Here is a 17,052-nt window from a genome sequence, read left to right as displayed (position 1 = left end):
TTGGCTCCCCCATGCGAAGAAGCCACCTATCCGGTATTAGCTACCGTTTCCGGTAGTTATCCCGGTCTTCCGGGCAGGTTGCCTACGTGTTACTCACCCGTCCGCCGCTCCGGATAATTCCCCGAAGGAAACCATCCAGCGCTCGACTTGCATGTATTAGGCACGCCGCCAGCGTTCGTCCTGAGCCAGGATCAAACTCTCCAAAAAGGATGTTGATTTAGCTCATTGCATTGACTTGCTTCAAGTCGCACAAACACTTGCTCGTTGTTCAGTTTTCAAAGGACAAGTTCTACAACGAAGCCAGTCGCATCACTGCTTTCCAGCTTCTCACTTCATCGTCACCTTGTTTAGCGGCGACTTTCTTAATATACCACATCCGCCTAACAAAGTGCAAGTATTAATTTCAAACTTTTTATTTCCAGTTCGCCTTTCGACTTCCTATCTCTCAAGCGAACGAATACTAAAATATCATAGTTGATCGTTAGAAGTCAAGAGACAATTTTGATTTTACTCGTTAATTTCGATGGCGGGCATATTTAGATATTTCTTTAGGGGAAGCTAAACGGGCATACATCCGAAAAATCACCTTGTACCTGGATTCGATGGCCTCTTTAATATGGGCGTCGATTCGTTTGTCATTCAGATCGAACAGCATCTCATCGAGCTCTTTGCGCAGCACATAATCCAGTTCTCTGCATTCGCGGTCGTTAAATAAAAAACCGAGCATCCCACAAGCCGCTCCTTTCAAAGTCGCGTACAAGAACGAGTATGCGCCTTAAGCTAAAAGCGCGCTTATCGTCTGCATACTCTATCCTTGCATATACATGCTTATGTTATGCACAGTTTTTTACATTTTTATGACTCGAAATTTTATTTTCGGACAAGCCAAAACGTAATGGTGCTCTCGATCGCCGCCGCGGCCAGCAATACGAGCAAAAGAAGAACGCATACCGGAACAAGCGAGCGCATGAACAGCCGAAACTCCTCGCGTACGGCAGCCGACCGTTTGGGGACGACCATCGACACGAGCAGCTGAAGCACGAGCACGCCAAGCCTCAAGCCAAAGGCCGCCGCGACAATAATCGCCGGCAGTTCGAGTATACCGTGCGGGATGACCGACTTGAGCATGTAGCCTAGCGAATTTTTCTCAGCCGATGCGGAGGCGACATAACCAAGCAGCAAACCGTTGGATATTAAGGCGAACAGCGGAAATACGCCGAAAAAGATGCCCATAGCGATAATGAGCAGAGCAACCGTCGCATTGTTCCAGAAGATTACCCAAAATAACGCCCATTCCCGGCTTTTCGCGTGCTCCGTCGAGCGTATCAGCTCGTCCAGCGCCCTCATCTGAGCATTCAAAAACATTTGAAACTGCTCCGAATACATGCTGCCCAGCACAATCCCCAGCAAAAAGACCAGTGCCGATGCAAAAATATAATGCTTGATCCGCCTAAGCTGATACCAGGCCAAACTCCATTTCATTTTCCGAAATCCCTCCAATACTTAAAAGCATATCTCATGTGTACATGCATACATTTAGAAACAAACGGTATTATACAAGCCTTGCGTAAAGAAAAGGAGGCAATCCAGTGAATTACTTTTATGTCATGAACGGCAAAAAACTGAAGCAAGGGCTGATCATCTTCGTAGCGGTCCTATTTGCGGCGGGCATCATTTATTCCGAAAGAGAGAACGTATCGGTCTTCTCTTTGAATGAGCCTGCTGCTGTATACAACGTGCCAACTGACCAAAAAGTGCTCGCACTGACATTCGATATCAGCTGGGGGGACAAGCGGGCGGAACCGATCCTCAAAATTTTGGAAGAAAAAAAGGTGAAGAACGCCACCTTCTTCATCTCATCGCCCTGGGCGCAAACCCATACCGAGCTGGTGCAGCAAATTGCCAAAGGCGGTTGGGAGATCGGAAGCCACGGACATAAGCATACCAATTACAGCGGGTTGAGCGATGAAGAAATTCGCACCCAAATCCAGACTGCTCACCGCATCATAACGGAGACGAGCGGCAAAACTCCGCGCCTGCTGCGGTTGCCGAACGGCGATTTCGACAAAAGAGTGCTGCGCATTGCAAACGAGCTGCATTATACCGTCATCCAGTGGCACACCGATTCCATGGATTGGAAAAATCCCGGCACGGAAGAGATCGTTAACCGCGTCGTTTCCCAAGCTCATCCCGGCGATATCGTTCTGCTTCATGCGAGCGATTCCGTCAAACAGACGCACGAGGCTTTGCCGGTCATTATCGACAAGCTGCGCGAACAAGGCTACGAATTCGTCACGGTGAGCGATCTGCTCAAGCAGACCAAGGTCAGCGACAAGCAGCATGTGGAGGATCAATAAGCTTGCCAAGCCGCTAAAGCTAATTCCCTGCAAAAAGAAATACGAAAAAGCGGAAGAGCCGTTACAACGGCTCTTTGTCTGTTTGCAGCACTTTGGATAAGATCAAGATCTGCCATGCATTGCAAGCGAGAAGCGGCACCATCATATAAAAAGTGGACGCCGGATTGTTCAAGCGAATGGACGGAACCGCCTCGATGGCAGTGACTACAATCATAAAAAATAAAGTCGGAATGCGCGCCGAAGCGTTCGTGAGCTTAACTTTCCACCAGGCTACGCCCCAGGCGACCGCGAGCATCACCATCGGCAGAATAAAAAAGGCCGCCCAGCCGCTATCGGGAGTTCGTCTCAAATAAACGAGGTCGAATAGAACGATCACGATCATAATGACTTGTACCGCATCTTCCACCCACCGCTTGCGAAGAAACCCTTTGAACAAATAACGCGCGATCAAATAAGCGAAAAACCCCATTTGGCTGAGTACGCTAATCGTTGCGCCCCCAAGCAGCATGGTTATGATACTAAAGCCGATCGCCTTGCCGGCCAAAGGAACTTCATGGTCCGTCCATTGAAGCAGCAAGCCCCCCGCCAGCCCAGCGATGCTGCCGACGACAAGCGTCGTCCAGAACAAATAATACCATTTTCTCAGCGTCACTTTGCAATTACCTCCAAGGCTCATTAACGTCTCGTCTCAACAGTTAATTGTACCAACGTTCTCAACAAAAAGCCAACCCCCGGCGTGTTAAATCGCTCTTCGGCTACAGATACTACCCGTAAAAAGAGAAGGGAGCCTTTAGCGCCATGCGATTGAACTGGACAGGACTTTTGCCGGCTGTAGCGATCGTTGGCTTGCTGGCAGGCTGCGGTTCGGACACCAACGCTTCCAGCTCCAATGCCCTCATGAGCTACAAGGACACCAAATCGATGGTCCTTGACATATTGAAATCGGAAGACGGACGCAAAGCGGTGCAAGAGGCGACTTACGCCGCAAGCGGCACGGGCGCCGACAGGCTGCAATTGCTCGCTTCCGGCGATCCGCAGCAGCTGCAGCTGGCTGTCAAGGATGTGCTTACCGATACGACGAACAATCGTTTTTTGCAAAAAATGATTACCGACCCCCGGTTTGCCGGTCAGTTCGCCCAGGCCGTGCAAAAGGATACGAAGCAAATTTATAAAGATCTGATGAAGGACCCCGAGTATCAAAAGCAGCTAATGGACGCCATGAAAAGTCCCGAATTTGAACGCATGCTGCTCGAAACGATGAAAACTACTCCATACCGCACCCAAATGAAGGCCGTCATTCAAGAATCGCTGCAAAGCCCGCTGTTTCGCCTGGAGATGATGAATTTGATGAAAAAAGTGCTGGAAGAGGAATCCATGCCGAAAGAGGGCGGACAGCAAGGTAAACAAGGCAAGGAAGGCCAAGGCGGCGGCTCCCAGGGTGGCGACGGCGGAGGCGGAGGCGGCGAAGGCGGCAGCGACAGCGGCGGAAACAGTTAAGCCTTAAGTTTTCAGGCGGGCCGGAGACGCGAACTAAAAAACACCGGAAGAGAGCCTTCCGGTGTTTGGTATTTATTGCGCAGGAGCCGCATCGATAAGCTGACGCGCCACGTCGAGATAAATGCGGCCCGTCTCGGTATCCGCTTTGTACACGGATGGAGAATAATCCGGCTCTGCGACGTGATTGTCCGGTACGCCGAGCGGAATTTGCGCCAGCAGCTTCGTGTGCAGCTCTTCCGCCAGCTTCGCTCCGCCGCCGCGGCCGAATATGTAATCTTTGTTGCCGCACTTGCTGCAGGCATAATAGGACATATTCTCTACGACGCCGATAATCTCATGCTCGGTGTGCAGCGCCATGGCGCCCGCACGGGCCGCTACAAAAGCAGCAGTCGCATGAGGCGTCGTAACGATGATTTCTTTGCTCTGCGGGATCATCTGGTGAACGTCCAGCGCAACGTCCCCCGTTCCCGGCGGCAGGTCGAGCAAAATATAGTCGAGCTCGCCCCACTCCACCTCATGAAAGAAGTTTCGGAGCATTTTTCCAAGCATCGGCCCGCGCCAAATCACCGGGGTGTTGTCTTGAACGAAGAAGCCCATGGAAATCACTTTGACGCCGAAACGCTCAACAGGAATAATCCGGTTGCCGACCACCTCCGGCCGCTCCTCGATTCCCATCATATCCGGCACGCTAAAGCCGTATATATCCGCGTCCACCAGCCCGACTCTCTTGCCGAGCCGGGCCAAGGCTACGGCCAAATTGACCGTTACCGTCGATTTGCCGACGCCGCCCTTGCCGCTGGCGATGGCGATAAACTGCACGTTCGATTGCGGATCAAGCACGTTCACAGCGCTCCCCTCAGCGGTTCCCTCGCCGCCGCTCACCCCCTGTTCCTGCAGCTTGCGCGCGGCCTCGTTCCGTTCATAATCGGAGATCGCTCTCAGCCGAAGATGCACATCCTTGGCGCCGGCATTTCGAAAAGCGGCTGCGAGCCGCTCTTGAAGCTGGTTTCTGTAGGCCTCGTCTTCGCGGGATACGACAACTGTCGCCGAGATCTTCTCCTCCTTGATCACGATATCCCGTATAAAATTCAATTCCGTAAGCGGAAGGTTATATTCCGGATCAAGCACATCGCGGATCGCTTCCAGCAGCTGCTCTTTCGTTATCACGGTTGCTCACCTCGGCCTCTTGAGTTTCGTGCTGAGGCTTATTATACCATAAAAACGTCAGAGGCTTGCCCTCTCCCCCGCATAATAACGAAGAATTCCTTGATAAATCGCGGCCGCGACCTTTTTCTGATACGCCGGATCGCTGAGCAGACGCGCTTCCTCGGGATTGGACAAGAATCCGACCTCAACGAGCGCCCCGGGCATCTTCAGCGTCTTTAGCAGATAAACCTCCTTATCCACCTGCATGGCCACACGGTCTGTATTTTTCAAGCTTTTCTTGATTTCTTCCTGAATCAAGGCAGCCAGATTCGGGCTGTCCTGATGGTTCGGATAATAGAAGGTTTGCGCTCCGCGCCATCTTGCCGACGGAATGCTGTTTAAGTGAATCGACACATACATATCGGGATTTTGCTTTGCAATGAGCTCTGCCCGGTTCAGCAAATCCTCCGTTTTTCTCCGGCTGTAGCCCTTGGTCTCGGGGGCGGCCAAATCCTTATCCTCCTCCCGGGTCATCGTGACGAGCGCTCCGGCCTGCTGCAAATAATCTCTCAGATGCTTTGCGATCGCCAGATTGATGTCCTTTTCAGCGATGCCTTCCCGGCTCGAGGCGCCGCCGTCCGGTCCGCCGTGGCCTGCGTCCAGCGCGATCATCTTGCCGGAGAGAGGCATCGTCCAATAGGTCCATGTTTTCGTTGCGGGCAACTCGTAAGTGAACATGAATAAGGTCAATGCGACGAGCAGGGCGGACATTGCAAGCTTGAGGACACTGTTTCTGGACAGCCAGACGACGACCCGCTTTCGCTTCCCGAACATGAAAAAACCACCTCGTATCCCATAAGATTCTTGTTCATCTTATGGGACAGGGTGGACAATTATACCTACTGCTTGGCTGCCTCCAGCTGCTCAGCCATGCCTTCGATCAAGATTTTAGCCACTTCCGGACGGGAGAACTGCGGCGGCGGGCACTCGCCGTTGCGAAGCATCGCGCGCACCTTCGTGCCGGAAAGATGGAGATGGTCTTCTTTGCCGTGCGGGCATGTTTTGCTGGATGCCATGTTGCCGCACTTCGTGCAGAAGAAGCTATGTTCGAAGAACAACGGGGTGATGCCCAGCTCTTCCGCCGTAAAGTTGCGGAAAATTTCCTGGGCCTCGTATGTGCCGTAATAATCGCCTACGCCGGCATGGTCGCGCCCGACGATAAAATGAGTGCAGCCGTAATTTTTGCGCACCATGGCATGGAAGATCGCCTCACGCGGTCCAGCATAGCGCATTGCTGCCGGGAATACGCCGAAAAACACGCGATCCTTCGGATAATAGTTATTAAGGAGCACCTGGTAGCTGCGCATCCGGATATCGGCGGAAATATCGTCCGATTTCGTCTCGCCGACCAGCGGATTCAGGAACAGGGCATCGACAATCTCCAAGGCGCATTTTTGGATATATTCATGCGCCCGGTGAACCGGATTGCGGGTCTGGAAGCCGACTACGGTTCTCCAGCCTTTTTCCGCGAAAATTTGTCTTGTTTGGGCCGGGTCAAAATAAAATTCGCCGAATTTCTCCGGCTTCGGACGATTAAGCACCTGTACCGGTCCGCCAATGTATGTCGACGGCCTGGAGAACAGTTTCTGTACGCCGGGATGTGCCGTATCGTCGGTCTTGAACACCTTCACGGCCTCATTCTTCTGATCGACGTTATAGATGCTCTGCACCTCGATGACACCGTACAGGACGCCGTCTTGCTCTCCCACAAGCGCGACCTTCTGCCCTTGCTTGAAGCCTTCCGCGATGTGCGGCTGGACAGCCAGCGTAATCGGAATGCTCCACACGGTGCCGTCGGCCAGGCGCATCCGCTCGACGACGGAATGGTAGTCCTCCTCGTTCATGAACCCGGTTAGCGGCGAGAATGCGCCGACGCCGATCAGGTCGAGATCGGACACCGTCCAGGCGTTGATTTTCAGCTGATCGTACGACTTCGCTTCCGCAAGCAGTCGCTCGCGCTCCTCCCCCTGGACCAAACGGTTGATGAGTGTGCCGCCATGCGGCGCGATTGTTGCAGTCATCTCATTTCGCTCCTTCTACGAATATTTCCGAACGATCGGATTACTTGTGAAGCCCGCACTCCGTCTTCTGGAAACCGGCCCAGCGGCCCGCGCGCGGGTCCTCTCCCGGCATGACTTGACGGGTGCAGTGCTCACAGCCGATACTCGGATAATGATTGTCGTGAAGCGGGTTATAAATGACCCCGTTGGAGCGGATATAGTTCCAGACGTCATCATTCGTCCAGCTAGCCAGCGGATTGAACTTGACCAGGCCGAATTTGACGTCGTACTCCACTTTCTTGGCGTTAGCGCGCGTCGGCGCTTGGTCACGGCGAATCCCGGTAATCCACGCATCGTAGTTTTTAAGAATATCCGTCAGCGGATCGACCTTGCGCAAATTGCAGCACTGATTCGGATCTTTCTTCCACAGCTCAGGGCCGTACTGCTCGGCCTGCTCCTCAAGCGTCAGCTTGGGCAGCACTTGAACGAATTCGACGCCGTAATGCTGCTGCAGGCGGTCGCGCGTTTCGTACGTTTCCTTGAAGTGAACGTTCGTATCCAGGTAAAAAATATCCGTCTGGGGGCTGATCTTTTGCAGCATGTCAACGAGCACGACATCCTCAGCCCCGAAGCTACAGGCAAGCGTAATGTTGGGAAACCTTTCTACCGCCCAGGCTAAAAGTTTCTCCGGAGACTGGTTCTCGAAATCTTCGGCCGCTTGACGAATCAGCTCTTCCTTTTCAAATAAATTCATGAATTATACCTCCTGCCCAGATTAATCCGACTATGCAAATATGATTTGTTGTTATTGTCTCATATTATAGTCATCCAGGACTTTTTGTCAATTTAAAATTTTTGCGCTAGGTGACGACCGCTGACGAAGGATTCGTTCGTCAGCGGCGTCTTTCATATTTTATTGCCTGAACTGGGCGTTGGTGTATAAATAAAAAAAAACCTTCCCAAACAATGTTTGAGAAGGTTTCTGAAGCGCATATTAACGCTTGGAGAATTGAGGCGCGCGACGAGCGGCCTTCAAGCCGTACTTCTTCCGTTCCTTCATGCGCGGATCGCGCGTCAGGAAGCCGGCTTTCTTCAGGGGACCGCGGAATTCCGGATCAGCCTTGAGCAGCGCACGGGAAATGCCGTGGCGAATCGCGCCGGCTTGTCCTGTTACGCCTCCGCCATGGGCGTTAACGAGAACATCGTATTGACCGAGCGTTTCCGTCAAGTTGAGCGGTTGCTTCACGATCAGCTTCAGCGTCTCCAAACCGAAGTAGTCGTCCAAATCTCTCTTATTGATTACAATGCGTCCTTCGCCTGGTACAAGACGAACGCGTGCTACCGAATGCTTACGACGGCCGGTGCCGTAGTATTGTACTTGTGCCACAATACAGTCCTCCCTTTATATTAACCGCGAAGTTCCCAAACTTCAGGTTTTTGTGCTTGATGCGGATGTTCAGCGCCTGCATATACTTTCAGCTTCGTCTTCATGCTGTTGCCGAGGCGGTTTTTCGGGAGCATACCGTGAATAGCAAGCTCGACCATACGCTCGGGCTTGTTCTTCAGCATGTCCGCAGCGGTCGTCACCTTCAGGCCGCCCGGATACATGGAGTGACGGTAGTATTTCTTGTTTTGAAGCTTCTTGCCGGTAAGTACAACCTTGTCCGCGTTGATGACGATCACGAAATCGCCCATATCCACGTGCGGAGTGAATTGCGGCTTGTGCTTGCCGCGAATAATGCTTGCCGCTTCGCTGGCCAGACGGCCGAGCGTCTTATCGGCAGCGTCGATGATGTACCATTTGCGTTCTACTTCATTGGGCTTAGCCATATATGTGGTACGCATTTCATTATCCTCCTAGAAATCTATCTCATCCGTAGTTCGAATTCATTAGCCGGACGCCCATGACAAGCGATTCTTCGCCATCGGCCGTCACCTTAGGTACTGAAAACTCGCGATCACTGCATCGAGTTTCCAGGTTCATTCATAGTTGTTGCTGTACGGCTTTCTTGACCCGGGGCCGTGGGATAGCCAATCAAGAAACACCAAGTGATATTTTACAACATTTCCACACAGCAAGCAACTCTTTTTCTGCTAATGAACGAATTAAAAATAAGCCTGCTGCCCTACCTCGTCAAGCAGCTCGTACTCGACGTCCCAAAGCATCAACCCGTGGGCCATCGCAGTCGGACCGGCCAGCAGGCGGCTTCTGCCCTCGAGAATATGAACGATCTCCTCGCTCTTCCGCTTCCCCATGCCGACTTCCAGCAGCGTTCCGACGATAATCCGCACCATGTTGTACAAAAAGCCGTTTCCCGTCAAATACACATAGAGGGGGTACGATTCCAGCTGGGCGTCCCATTCGCCGCATTCCAGCCTGGCCGAATAGATCGTGCGCACGTTCGATTTTTTGTCCGTTCTCGTGGAGCAAAACGAGGTGAAGTCATGCTCTCCCACCAAGTACCGCAGCCCGTCCCTCATCGCGTCCGCATCGAGCGGCGTATAATGATGGTACTCCTGATGGCGTTTGAATACATCGGGGTGCTTGCCGCAGCGGATCGTATAACGGTACGTTTTGCATTTGGCTGAGCGCCTGGCATGGAACGTCTCCGGCACCTCCCGCGCCTGCCACACCAGAATATCGTCCGGCAGACGGGAATTGATGGCCAGGCACCAGCGATTGAGCGGAATCTTCGACGCCGTGAAAAAATTGAACACTTGCCCCCGGGCATGGACGCCGGCATCGGTTCGTCCGGAACCGGTTATTTTCACCGTCTCTCCCGTCAATTGCGCCAGCGCCTCTTCAATCACATCCTGAATCGTATTGCCATCCGGCTGGGTCTGAAAGCCGTTGTAAGCCGTACCGTCGTAACTTACCTTCATGCACAAATTTCTCAAGCGTCATCCCCCGAGTACAAAAAAAAGGGTTTCATCAGAATCAAAAGATCCCGTCCACCCTTTCCATCCGAAATTAAGCTCGGTCAACCAATTCTAAATATACCATAGGCGCTGCGTCACCGCGACGAGGACCCAGCTTCAGGATCCGCGTGTATCCGCCATTGCGCTCGGAATAACGGGGAGCAATGTCGGAGAACAGCTTTTGAATCACATCCTGGTTCTCGTTCGCAGCTTCGCGGCGTACGAAGGAAGCCACTTGACGGCGCGCATGCAGGTCGCCGCGCTTCGCCAACGTAATGAGTTTCTCTGCGATAGAACGCAATTCCTTGGCTTTCGCTTCGGTTGTTTGAATGCGCTCGTGAATGAACAGGTCGGTTACCAGATCGCGGAACAATGCTTTCCGCGCGCTGGAGTCGCGACCCAGCTTTTGATATGCCATGAGGTGCAACCTCCTTTTAACTAGATGTAGACGATGAACTTCCGTTCATCAGAGACGATCAATCTTCCGTACGGAGGCCGAGGCCCAGCTCTTCCAGCTTCTCCTGCACTTCCTCCAATGATTTGCGTCCCAGGTTCCGGACCTTCATCATGTCTTCTTCGGTCTTTGTAATGAGCTCCTGCACCGTATTGATGCCGGCACGCTTCAGGCAGTTATAAGAACGAACCGAAAGATCCAGCTCCTCGATCGTCATCTCGAGCACTTTCTCCTTCTTGTCCTCTTCTTTCTCCACCATGATCTCCGCGTCCTTCGCTTCATCGGTCAGGCCTACGAAGAGCATCAGATGCTCTGTCAAAATTTTCGCGCCTAAGCTTACAGCTTCTTCCGGTCGAATACTGCCATTGGTCCAGACTTCGAGGGTTAGCTTGTCGTAGTTGGTCACTTGACCGACGCGAGTATTTTCCACGCTGTAGTTGACGCGGGTGATCGGAGTGTAGATCGAGTCGATCGGAATGACGCCGATCGGTTGATCCTCCCGTTTGTTCTTGTCGGCGGCAACGTAGCCGCGCCCTCTGTTGGCATGAATGCGCATGTGCAGACGGGCATCGGAAGACAGCGTGGCAATATGCAAATCCGGATTCAGGATTTCCACGTCGCTGTCTCCGCGAATATCCCCGGCGGTAACGACGCCTTCTCCCTCAGCATCAATCTCCAACACTTTCTCTTCGTCGGAGTGAATTTTGAGCGATAGCCCTTTGAGGTTCAGAATGATCTCCGTGACATCCTCGACAACACCAGGAACGGTGGAAAACTCGTGCAGAACGCCGTCAATCTGGACGGAAGTGACAGCCGCTCCCGGCAGAGAGGACAGCAAAATTCTGCGAAGCGAGTTGCCGAGCGTAGTTCCGTAGCCACGCTCCAACGGCTCCACGACAAACTTGCCGTAAGTGCCGTCTTCACTGGAGTGTACGGTCTCTATTTTCGGCTTTTCGATTTCGATCATGGATAAACCCTCCTTCAAACGTCGTTTCCCTCTGGATAACTTAAGACGCTTAGAACGTGTAATATGCCTATCCAATCAGTATTCACAACTTTTGGATAAATATACCACACACGTTCCCGTAATCCTTAATTAGACACGACGACGTTTCGGAGGACGGCAGCCGTTGTGAGGAATCGGCGTAACGTCTTTAATCAGGTTAACTTCAAGACCTGCGGCTTGAAGCGAACGGATCGCTGCTTCACGGCCGGAGCCCGGGCCTTTAACCATAACCTCGACCGACTTCAGGCCATGCTCCATAGCAGCCTTCGCAGCGGACTCTGCCGCCATCTGGGCAGCGAACGGCGTGCTCTTGCGGGAGCCCTTAAAGCCGAGGTTCCCGGAGCTCGACCAGGAGATCGCATTGCCGTGCGGGTCAGTAATCGTAACGATCGTATTGTTGAACGTGGAACGGATATGAGCGACGCCGGATTCGATATTTTTACGGTCGCGGCGCTTCGTGCGAGTCACTTTATTTTTCGGTTTAGCCATGGATGTTTACCCCCCTTTACTTCTTCTTGTTAGCTACCGTACGACGAGGACCTTTGCGCGTACGAGCGTTCGTTTTCGTGCGTTGGCCGCGAACCGGCAGGCCGCGACGGTGACGAATACCGCGGTAGCAACCGATCTCGATCAGCCGCTTGATGTTCAGAGCAATTTCGCGGCGAAGATCGCCTTCGACCTTGATCGTCTTGTCGATGACTTCGCGAATTTTGCTTACCTCGTCTTCCGTGAGGTCGCGAACGCGAGTGTCCGGGTTAACGCCGGTTTGGGCGATGATCTTCTGAGCTGTCGTTTTACCGATGCCGAAAATGTACGTCAGCGCAATCTCTACACGCTTGTCACGGGGCAAGTCTACACCAGCAATACGTGCCATCTATGCGGGCACCTCCTTAACCTTGTTTTTGTTTGTGCTTCGGATTTTCGCAAATTACCATAATGTTGCCTTTGCGACGAATGATTTTGCATTTTTCGCAAATCGGCTTGACCGACGGTCTTACCTTCATTGTTTTAACCTCCTGAAGTTATTCGTTAGCACGCGCTCCGTCTTCGATAAACACAGGATACACCGACAATTTTATTTAAAGCGATAGGTTATACGGCCTCTGGTCAAATCATACGGCGACAGTTCAACCGTCACTTTATCCCCGGGCAAAATGCGGATAAAGTGCATTCTGATTTTTCCGGATACGACAGCGAGTATTTTATGACCGTTCTCCAGCTCAACTCTAAACATGGCATTCGGAAGAGGTTCAATCACTGTACCTTCGACTTCAATCACATCTTCTTTGGCCACAGTCATTCTCCTTTCTCTTGCGCTTCCAACATGGATTCGTCCACATACTTCTTCAGTGCAAACCGCAGCTTGCCGTTGGTGACCCGACCAGACTCCGCCATACTGTCAGCTACTTCGCTGCTAATCGCCGGCAGGAGCTCGAGATGAATGAGGTTCTTCTTCTTGGGCTGCTCGAACTTCCGTTTGTCGCCGTCCGCTATCCATACGTGCCGTTGGTCTGCGACGCCGATGGCGACGGCGAACTTCCCGGAATCCCGACCTTGCTTCACCCTGACGATCTGACCGATCTGCGGTACCTTCGACATGTCCATAAGGCTTCACCTATTATGCACTGGGCAGTGTCAATATTTCAAACCCGTCCTGCGTAATGGCGATGGTATGTTCGAAATGGGCGCACAGTGTGCCATCCACTGTCACCACGGTCCAATTGTCTTCGAGGGTCTTGACATAACGCTCGCCCACGTTGACCATCGGTTCGATCGCAAGGACCATGCCCGGCTTCAAGCGCGGCCCGCGTCCGGGAATGCCGTAGTTGGGAATTTGCGGCTCCTCGTGAAGCTGGGTGCCGATCCCGTGGCCTACATACTCCCGAACGATCGAGAATCCTTCGTCTTCGACGACTCGCTGAATCGCATGCGATATCGTGTACAACCGCTCATCCGGCTTCGCTTCCGCCAACCCGGCATACAGCGACCGTTCCGTCACTTCGAGCAGCTTGCGGGCCGTATCCGAAATCGTGCCGACCGGGTACGTCCACGCCGAGTCTCCGTGATAGCCCTTATATTGAGCCCCGATGTCGATGCTGATGATGTCACCTTCCTGCAGCGTTCTGCCGCTGGGAATGCCGTGAACCAATTCGTCATTCACGGAAGCACAAATACTTCCCGGAAAACCGTTGTAGCCTTTAAAAGATGGGATTGCGCCTTGGCTGCGAATAAAGTCTTCTGCGATTTGATCGAGTTCCTTCGTTGTAATACCGGGCCGAACCGCTTGGCTCATCAGCTTATGGGTTTCGGCAACGATGCGTCCCGCCTCCCGCATGATCGCCAGTTCGGCTTCAGACTTACAAATGATCATTACGCTTGCCCTCGCAATAGTGAACTGATTTGTGCAGTTACCGTATTGATCTCTTGCTCACCGTTAACCTCACGCAGTATTCCCTTGTTACGATAGTACTCCAGAAGCGGAGCCGTCTTATTGGTGTACTCGTCGAGCCGAGTGCCCACCTTTTCTTCCGTATCGTCCGAACGTTGGTACAATTCACCGGAACATTTGTCGCAAACATTGTCACGTGCAGGAGGGTTAAACAAGATGTGATACGTTGCTCCGCAAGATTTGCAGATTCTGCGACCCGTCAAACGCGCAAGCAGTAAATCGCGATCCACCTTCAGGTTAATCACATGATCGATCGTTTTGCCAACAGCCTCCATCATCCCGTCAAGCGCTTCGGCCTGAGAGATCGTTCTCGGGAAACCGTCCAGCAGAAAACCTTTGCTGCAATCCGGCTGCTGAAGTCTTTCGCGGACGATGCCGTTCGTGATCTCGTCCGGTACGAGAAGTCCCTGATCTACATATTTCTTGGCTTCCAATCCGAGCGGCGTTTCTTGCTTCATGGCCAGACGGAAGGCATCACCGGTAGAGATATGCGGAATTTGGAACTCGCTCACGATTCTCTCCGCCTGAGTACCTTTTCCTGCACCAGGAGGCCCCATAAAGATGATATTCATCTAACTTCCTCCCTTAATGCATCTATTGATGCTAACAGCACAATAGGTGCCGATAGTCCTTGAAGCCTGGGCTACCAGTACCTATGTGCTATTTGTTAATAAAGCCTTTGTAATGGCGCTTGATCAACTGGCTTTCGATCTGCTTCATCGTCTCCAGCGCGACGCCGACGACAATGAGCAGGGAAGTTCCGCCGATGGTCACGGTATTGGGCAAGCCTGCCACGCTGCCGAGAATCATCGGAATAATGGAGATCGCGGCCAGGAAAAGAGCACCAGACAAAGTGATCCGCGTCATGACTTTGGTCAAGTAAACGGAAGTTGCCTTGCCGGGACGAATCCCGGGGATGTAGCCGCCGTTCTTCTTCATTTGATCCGCCATCTGCTCCGGATTCATCTGTACGAACGTATAGAAGAACGTGAAGCCGATGATCAGCAGCACATAAAGCACCATGCCGAGCGGCGCCGTGTAGCTCATGTGCTTGATAATCCAGTCAGCCACCGAATTGCCGGCCCAGAAGCTGGCAATCGTCGGCGGGAATACGAGAAGCGACAGGGCGAAAATGACCGGGATAACGCCGGCCGCATTCACTTTGAGCGGAATGTGGGTCGACTGGCCGCCGAACATTTTGCGTCCTACGACACGCTTCGCGTACTGCACCGGAATTTTCCGAATCCCTTGTTGAACGTAAATGATGCCCACGATGAGCGCAACGACAACAAGGAGAAGAATGACCACTTTCACGATATTCAGGAACAGCGCACCTTGGGCGTCGACAAACTGCGTCGTGTAGATTTGTCCGATCGCCGTCGGGATACCAGCTATAATTCCTGCGAAGATGATAATGGATATCCCATTTCCAATGCCGTGCTCGGTGATTTGCTCTCCCAACCACATCAAGAAGGCCGTGCCTGCCGTAAGCACGATCGCGATGAGGGCGTAGGTCGTAAAGCACGGCGCAAGAACGAGACCGGTGAACATCCGGTTAAATCCAATCGCCAGGCCGAACGCCTGAATGATCCCCAGCACGATAGTGCCGTAACGGGTAATCTGACTCAGCTTCTTTCTGCCGACCTCGCCTTCCTTGGCCCACCGCGTGAACGCCGGAATGACGTCCATCGACAGCAGCTGCACGATAATCGAGGCTGTAATATACGGCATAATCCCCATCGCGAAGATGGAGAATTGGAACAATGCGCCGCCGGAGAAAGTATTGAGCAAGCCGAACACACTGGCTGTGCTGGCTTGATCCTGAAGCTTGAGAATATCCGTATTGATGTTAGGCACCGGGATGAAAGCACCAATTCTGTAGACGATCAGCACAAGCAACGTGAAGATGATCCGTTTTCTGAGCTCGTCTACTTTCATTATATTGGATATGGTGCGAAACATTAAATCACCTCGGTTTTACCGCCGGCAGCCTGAATTTTCTCTACCGCAGATTGGGAGAACTTGTTGGCTTTTACGTTCAATTGTACAGTAATTTCGCCATTACCCAAAATTTTAATGCCATCCAGCGGGTTCTTGACCATGCCGGATTCGATCAAAAGCTCGGGAGTCACTTCCGTGCCTGCTGCGAATTTGTTCAGGTCCTCCACGTTGACAACAGCATATTCCGTGCGGAATCTGTTGTTGAACCCACGCTTTGGCAAGCGACGATACAACGGGTTTTGACCGCCTTCGAAACCGGGCCGCACTCCACCACCGGAACGTGCGTTTTGACCTTTGTGACCGCGGGTCGACGTTTTCCCCATGCCGGAACCGATACCGCGGCCAACGCGCTTGCTGGATTTGCGGGAACCGGGAGCAGAAGTAAGTTCATGCAATTTCATCGTTTGCACACCTCCTCTAATTTAGATGTATGATTGTTACGCTTCGATTTCTTTGACTTCAACCAGGTGGCTGACTTGGTTAACCATACCGCGGATCGCGGCATTGTCCGGTTGGTTTACGGATTGGTGCAGCTTGCGCAGGCCCAGAGCGGCAACCGTGCGACGCTGCGTTTCAGGACGACCAATCAGGCTGCGCTTGAGGGTAATCTGCAATTGCTTAGCCATGGTATCCCTCCTTATCCTAACAGTTCTTCGACGGTTTTGCCGCGAAGCTTTGCAACATCTTCCGCACGCTTCAAGCGTTGCAAGCCTTCCAGCGTTGCATTCACCATGTTGATGGAATTGGAAGAACCAAGGGACTTCGTCAAGATGTCGCCTACGCCTGCCAGTTCGAGCACTGCGCGAACAGGGCCGCCGGCGATAACGCCCGTACCTTCGGATGCCGGCTTCAGCAGCACCTTGCCTGCTCCGAAATGGCCGATGACCAAGTGAGGAATCGTTGTCCCAACGAGCGGAACGTGGATCATGTTCTTCTTCGCGTCTTCAATGCCTTTGCGAATCGCGTCCGGAACCTCGGCCGCCTTGCCGATGCCGGCGCCTACCCAGCCCTTGCCGTCGCCAACAACGACCAGCGCGCTGAAGCTGAAGCGGCGTCCGCCTTTAACGACCTTTGCCACGCGATTGATATGAACGACTTTTTCTGTCAGTTCTAAAGTATTGGGGTCAATACGCAAGTGCTTTTACCTCCTTGTTTGTAGATTC

At 52.6% G+C, this 17,052-nt stretch carries 25 protein-coding genes and 1 rRNA gene; 2 read left to right on the top strand and 24 right to left on the bottom strand.

All coding sequences use genetic code 11. The features are described 5' to 3' along the window. From F591_RS0115995 to F591_RS0115985, 3 genes are all read right to left on the bottom strand, one after another. Nucleotides 1-207: ribosomal RNA gene (locus F591_RS0115995) — 16S ribosomal RNA — on the bottom strand; the annotation flags it as partial. 307 nt (nucleotides 208-514) lie between these two features. Further along, nucleotides 515-727 (bottom strand): hypothetical protein, encoded by a 213-nt coding sequence (locus F591_RS0115990; RefSeq protein WP_019535631.1) that lies wholly within the window; start codon nucleotides 725-727, stop codon nucleotides 515-517. 143 nt (nucleotides 728-870) lie between these two features. Then, a complete protein-coding gene (locus F591_RS0115985; protein WP_019535630.1) occupies nucleotides 871-1,482 on the bottom strand; it encodes a stage II sporulation protein M in 612 nt (203 codons plus the stop codon). A 107-nt stretch (nucleotides 1,483-1,589) separates the two neighbouring features. Between F591_RS0115985 and pdaB the strand changes: the two genes are divergently transcribed. Beyond that, nucleotides 1,590-2,357, top strand: a complete 768-nt coding sequence (pdaB, locus tag F591_RS0115980) for a polysaccharide deacetylase family sporulation protein PdaB (protein ID WP_019535629.1) — start codon at nucleotides 1,590-1,592, stop codon at nucleotides 2,355-2,357. A 61-nt stretch (nucleotides 2,358-2,418) separates the two neighbouring features. Here pdaB and F591_RS0115975 read toward each other — a convergent pair whose 3' ends face one another. Next, a complete protein-coding gene (locus tag F591_RS0115975) occupies nucleotides 2,419-3,009 on the bottom strand; it encodes a KinB-signaling pathway activation protein (RefSeq protein WP_019535628.1) in 591 nt (196 codons plus the stop codon). Nucleotides 3,010-3,155: 146 nt separating this feature from the next. Here F591_RS0115975 and gerD point away from each other — a divergent pair, with 146 nt between their 5' ends. Beyond that, complete coding sequence (gerD, locus tag F591_RS0115970; protein WP_019535627.1) at nucleotides 3,156-3,854, top strand: spore germination lipoprotein GerD; 699 nt, start codon at nucleotides 3,156-3,158, stop codon at nucleotides 3,852-3,854. Nucleotides 3,855-3,926: 72 nt separating this feature from the next. On the opposite strand, the gene F591_RS0115965 is transcribed toward gerD, so the two are convergent. The 20 genes from F591_RS0115965 to rpsE form a co-directional block, all read right to left on the bottom strand. Beyond that, nucleotides 3,927-5,021: an Mrp/NBP35 family ATP-binding protein gene (locus F591_RS0115965; RefSeq protein WP_019535626.1), complete on the bottom strand. Its 1,095-nt coding sequence runs from the start codon at nucleotides 5,019-5,021 to the stop codon at nucleotides 3,927-3,929. A 57-nt stretch (nucleotides 5,022-5,078) separates the two neighbouring features. Next, on the bottom strand, nucleotides 5,079-5,834 hold the full coding sequence (gene cwlD / locus F591_RS0115960; RefSeq protein WP_019535625.1) for an N-acetylmuramoyl-L-alanine amidase CwlD: 756 nt from the start codon (nucleotides 5,832-5,834) through the stop codon (nucleotides 5,079-5,081). Between the two features lie 65 nt (nucleotides 5,835-5,899). After that, nucleotides 5,900-7,081 carry a sulfate adenylyltransferase gene (gene sat / locus F591_RS0115955; protein ID WP_019535624.1) on the bottom strand — a complete coding sequence of 394 codons (1,182 nt, stop codon included), beginning with the start codon at nucleotides 7,079-7,081 and terminating at the stop codon, nucleotides 5,900-5,902. Between the two features lie 40 nt (nucleotides 7,082-7,121). Beyond that, nucleotides 7,122-7,814 (bottom strand): phosphoadenylyl-sulfate reductase, encoded by a 693-nt coding sequence (locus F591_RS0115950; RefSeq protein WP_019535623.1) that lies wholly within the window; start codon nucleotides 7,812-7,814, stop codon nucleotides 7,122-7,124. Nucleotides 7,815-8,054: 240 nt separating this feature from the next. Beyond that, nucleotides 8,055-8,447 (bottom strand): 30S ribosomal protein S9, encoded by a 393-nt coding sequence (gene rpsI / locus F591_RS0115945; RefSeq protein WP_019535622.1) that lies wholly within the window; start codon nucleotides 8,445-8,447, stop codon nucleotides 8,055-8,057. 20 nt (nucleotides 8,448-8,467) lie between these two features. Next, a complete protein-coding gene (rplM, locus tag F591_RS0115940) occupies nucleotides 8,468-8,905 on the bottom strand; it encodes a 50S ribosomal protein L13 (protein WP_019535621.1) in 438 nt (145 codons plus the stop codon). Nucleotides 8,906-9,166: 261 nt separating this feature from the next. Continuing rightward, the gene (gene truA / locus F591_RS0115935; RefSeq protein WP_026326665.1) at nucleotides 9,167-9,958 is read right to left on the bottom strand and encodes a tRNA pseudouridine(38-40) synthase TruA; all 792 of its coding nucleotides are present in this window, start codon (nucleotides 9,956-9,958) and stop codon (nucleotides 9,167-9,169) included. Nucleotides 9,959-10,031: 73 nt separating this feature from the next. Next, nucleotides 10,032-10,397: a 50S ribosomal protein L17 gene (rplQ, locus tag F591_RS0115930; RefSeq protein WP_019535619.1), complete on the bottom strand. Its 366-nt coding sequence runs from the start codon at nucleotides 10,395-10,397 to the stop codon at nucleotides 10,032-10,034. Between the two features lie 58 nt (nucleotides 10,398-10,455). Beyond that, nucleotides 10,456-11,400, bottom strand: a complete 945-nt coding sequence (locus tag F591_RS0115925; protein ID WP_019535618.1) for a DNA-directed RNA polymerase subunit alpha — start codon at nucleotides 11,398-11,400, stop codon at nucleotides 10,456-10,458. Between the two features lie 129 nt (nucleotides 11,401-11,529). Beyond that, a complete protein-coding gene (gene rpsK, locus F591_RS0115920) occupies nucleotides 11,530-11,928 on the bottom strand; it encodes a 30S ribosomal protein S11 (RefSeq protein ID WP_019535617.1) in 399 nt (132 codons plus the stop codon). Nucleotides 11,929-11,944: 16 nt separating this feature from the next. Beyond that, a complete protein-coding gene (gene rpsM / locus F591_RS0115915) occupies nucleotides 11,945-12,313 on the bottom strand; it encodes a 30S ribosomal protein S13 (protein WP_019535616.1) in 369 nt (122 codons plus the stop codon). Between the two features lie 16 nt (nucleotides 12,314-12,329). Then, nucleotides 12,330-12,443, bottom strand: coding sequence for a 50S ribosomal protein L36 (gene rpmJ / locus F591_RS0115910; protein WP_019535615.1), 114 nt, complete (start codon nucleotides 12,441-12,443; stop codon nucleotides 12,330-12,332). Between the two features lie 71 nt (nucleotides 12,444-12,514). Further along, the gene (gene infA / locus F591_RS0115905; protein ID WP_026326664.1) at nucleotides 12,515-12,733 is read right to left on the bottom strand and encodes a translation initiation factor IF-1; all 219 of its coding nucleotides are present in this window, start codon (nucleotides 12,731-12,733) and stop codon (nucleotides 12,515-12,517) included. A 2-nt stretch (nucleotides 12,734-12,735) separates the two neighbouring features. Continuing rightward, entirely contained in the window at nucleotides 12,736-13,044 is a 309-nt protein-coding gene (locus F591_RS0115900) for a KOW domain-containing RNA-binding protein (RefSeq protein WP_019535613.1), read from the bottom strand. A 13-nt stretch (nucleotides 13,045-13,057) separates the two neighbouring features. Beyond that, complete coding sequence (gene map / locus F591_RS0115895; RefSeq protein WP_019535612.1) at nucleotides 13,058-13,810, bottom strand: type I methionyl aminopeptidase; 753 nt, start codon at nucleotides 13,808-13,810, stop codon at nucleotides 13,058-13,060. Beyond that, nucleotides 13,810-14,460, bottom strand: coding sequence for an adenylate kinase (locus F591_RS0115890; RefSeq protein ID WP_019535611.1), 651 nt, complete (start codon nucleotides 14,458-14,460; stop codon nucleotides 13,810-13,812). Before F591_RS0115890 ends, map begins: the two co-directional genes overlap by 1 nt. A gap of 88 nt (nucleotides 14,461-14,548) precedes the next feature. Next, nucleotides 14,549-15,850, bottom strand: a complete 1,302-nt coding sequence (gene secY / locus F591_RS0115885; RefSeq protein WP_019535610.1) for a preprotein translocase subunit SecY — start codon at nucleotides 15,848-15,850, stop codon at nucleotides 14,549-14,551. Further along, nucleotides 15,850-16,290, bottom strand: coding sequence for a 50S ribosomal protein L15 (gene rplO / locus F591_RS0115880; protein ID WP_019535609.1), 441 nt, complete (start codon nucleotides 16,288-16,290; stop codon nucleotides 15,850-15,852). Before rplO ends, secY begins: the two co-directional genes overlap by 1 nt. Nucleotides 16,291-16,326: 36 nt before the next feature. Continuing rightward, nucleotides 16,327-16,515, bottom strand: coding sequence for a 50S ribosomal protein L30 (gene rpmD / locus F591_RS0115875; protein ID WP_019535608.1), 189 nt, complete (start codon nucleotides 16,513-16,515; stop codon nucleotides 16,327-16,329). A gap of 11 nt (nucleotides 16,516-16,526) precedes the next feature. After that, entirely contained in the window at nucleotides 16,527-17,024 is a 498-nt protein-coding gene (rpsE, locus tag F591_RS0115870; RefSeq protein WP_019535607.1) for a 30S ribosomal protein S5, read from the bottom strand. Nucleotides 17,025-17,052 lie beyond the last annotated feature (28 nt).

The sequence above is a fragment of the Paenibacillus ginsengihumi DSM 21568 genome, from assembly GCF_000380965.1.
Classification (GTDB): domain Bacteria; phylum Bacillota; class Bacilli; order Paenibacillales; family NBRC-103111; genus Paenibacillus_G; species Paenibacillus_G ginsengihumi.
This window is presented reverse-complemented; position numbering and strand designations above follow the sequence as displayed.

Excerpts from the sequence above, each read along its gene's own strand:
- rpmD (WP_019535608.1), bottom strand. The coding sequence starts at position 16,515 with ATGGCTAAGCAATTGCAGATTACCCTCAAGCGCAGCCTGATTGGTCGT.
- rplO (WP_019535609.1), bottom strand. The coding sequence starts at position 16,290 with ATGAAATTGCATGAACTTACTTCTGCTCCCGGTTCCCGCAAATCCAGC.
- rpsK (WP_019535617.1), bottom strand. The coding sequence starts at position 11,928 with ATGGCTAAACCGAAAAATAAAGTGACTCGCACGAAGCGCCGCGACCGT.
- cwlD (WP_019535625.1), bottom strand. The coding sequence starts at position 5,834 with ATGTTCGGGAAGCGAAAGCGGGTCGTCGTCTGGCTGTCCAGAAACAGT.
- rplQ (WP_019535619.1), bottom strand. The coding sequence starts at position 10,397 with ATGGCATATCAAAAGCTGGGTCGCGACTCCAGCGCGCGGAAAGCATTG.
- rpmJ (WP_019535615.1), bottom strand. The coding sequence starts at position 12,443 with ATGAAGGTAAGACCGTCGGTCAAGCCGATTTGCGAAAAATGCAAAATC.
- rplM (WP_019535621.1), bottom strand. The coding sequence starts at position 8,905 with ATGCGTACCACATATATGGCTAAGCCCAATGAAGTAGAACGCAAATGG.
- gerD (WP_019535627.1), top strand. The coding sequence starts at position 3,156 with ATGCGATTGAACTGGACAGGACTTTTGCCGGCTGTAGCGATCGTTGGC.
- rpsM (WP_019535616.1), bottom strand. The coding sequence starts at position 12,313 with ATGGCACGTATTGCTGGTGTAGACTTGCCCCGTGACAAGCGTGTAGAG.
- F591_RS0115985 (WP_019535630.1), bottom strand. The coding sequence starts at position 1,482 with ATGAAATGGAGTTTGGCCTGGTATCAGCTTAGGCGGATCAAGCATTAT.
- secY (WP_019535610.1), bottom strand. The coding sequence starts at position 15,850 with ATGTTTCGCACCATATCCAATATAATGAAAGTAGACGAGCTCAGAAAA.
- F591_RS0115925 (WP_019535618.1), bottom strand. The coding sequence starts at position 11,400 with ATGATCGAAATCGAAAAGCCGAAAATAGAGACCGTACACTCCAGTGAA.
- map (WP_019535612.1), bottom strand. The coding sequence starts at position 13,810 with ATGATCATTTGTAAGTCTGAAGCCGAACTGGCGATCATGCGGGAGGCG.
- F591_RS0115900 (WP_019535613.1), bottom strand. The coding sequence starts at position 13,044 with ATGGACATGTCGAAGGTACCGCAGATCGGTCAGATCGTCAGGGTGAAG.
- F591_RS0115890 (WP_019535611.1), bottom strand. The coding sequence starts at position 14,460 with ATGAATATCATCTTTATGGGGCCTCCTGGTGCAGGAAAAGGTACTCAG.
- sat (WP_019535624.1), bottom strand. The coding sequence starts at position 7,081 with ATGACTGCAACAATCGCGCCGCATGGCGGCACACTCATCAACCGTTTG.
- F591_RS0115950 (WP_019535623.1), bottom strand. The coding sequence starts at position 7,814 with ATGAATTTATTTGAAAAGGAAGAGCTGATTCGTCAAGCGGCCGAAGAT.
- F591_RS0115990 (WP_019535631.1), bottom strand. The coding sequence starts at position 727 with ATGCTCGGTTTTTTATTTAACGACCGCGAATGCAGAGAACTGGATTAT.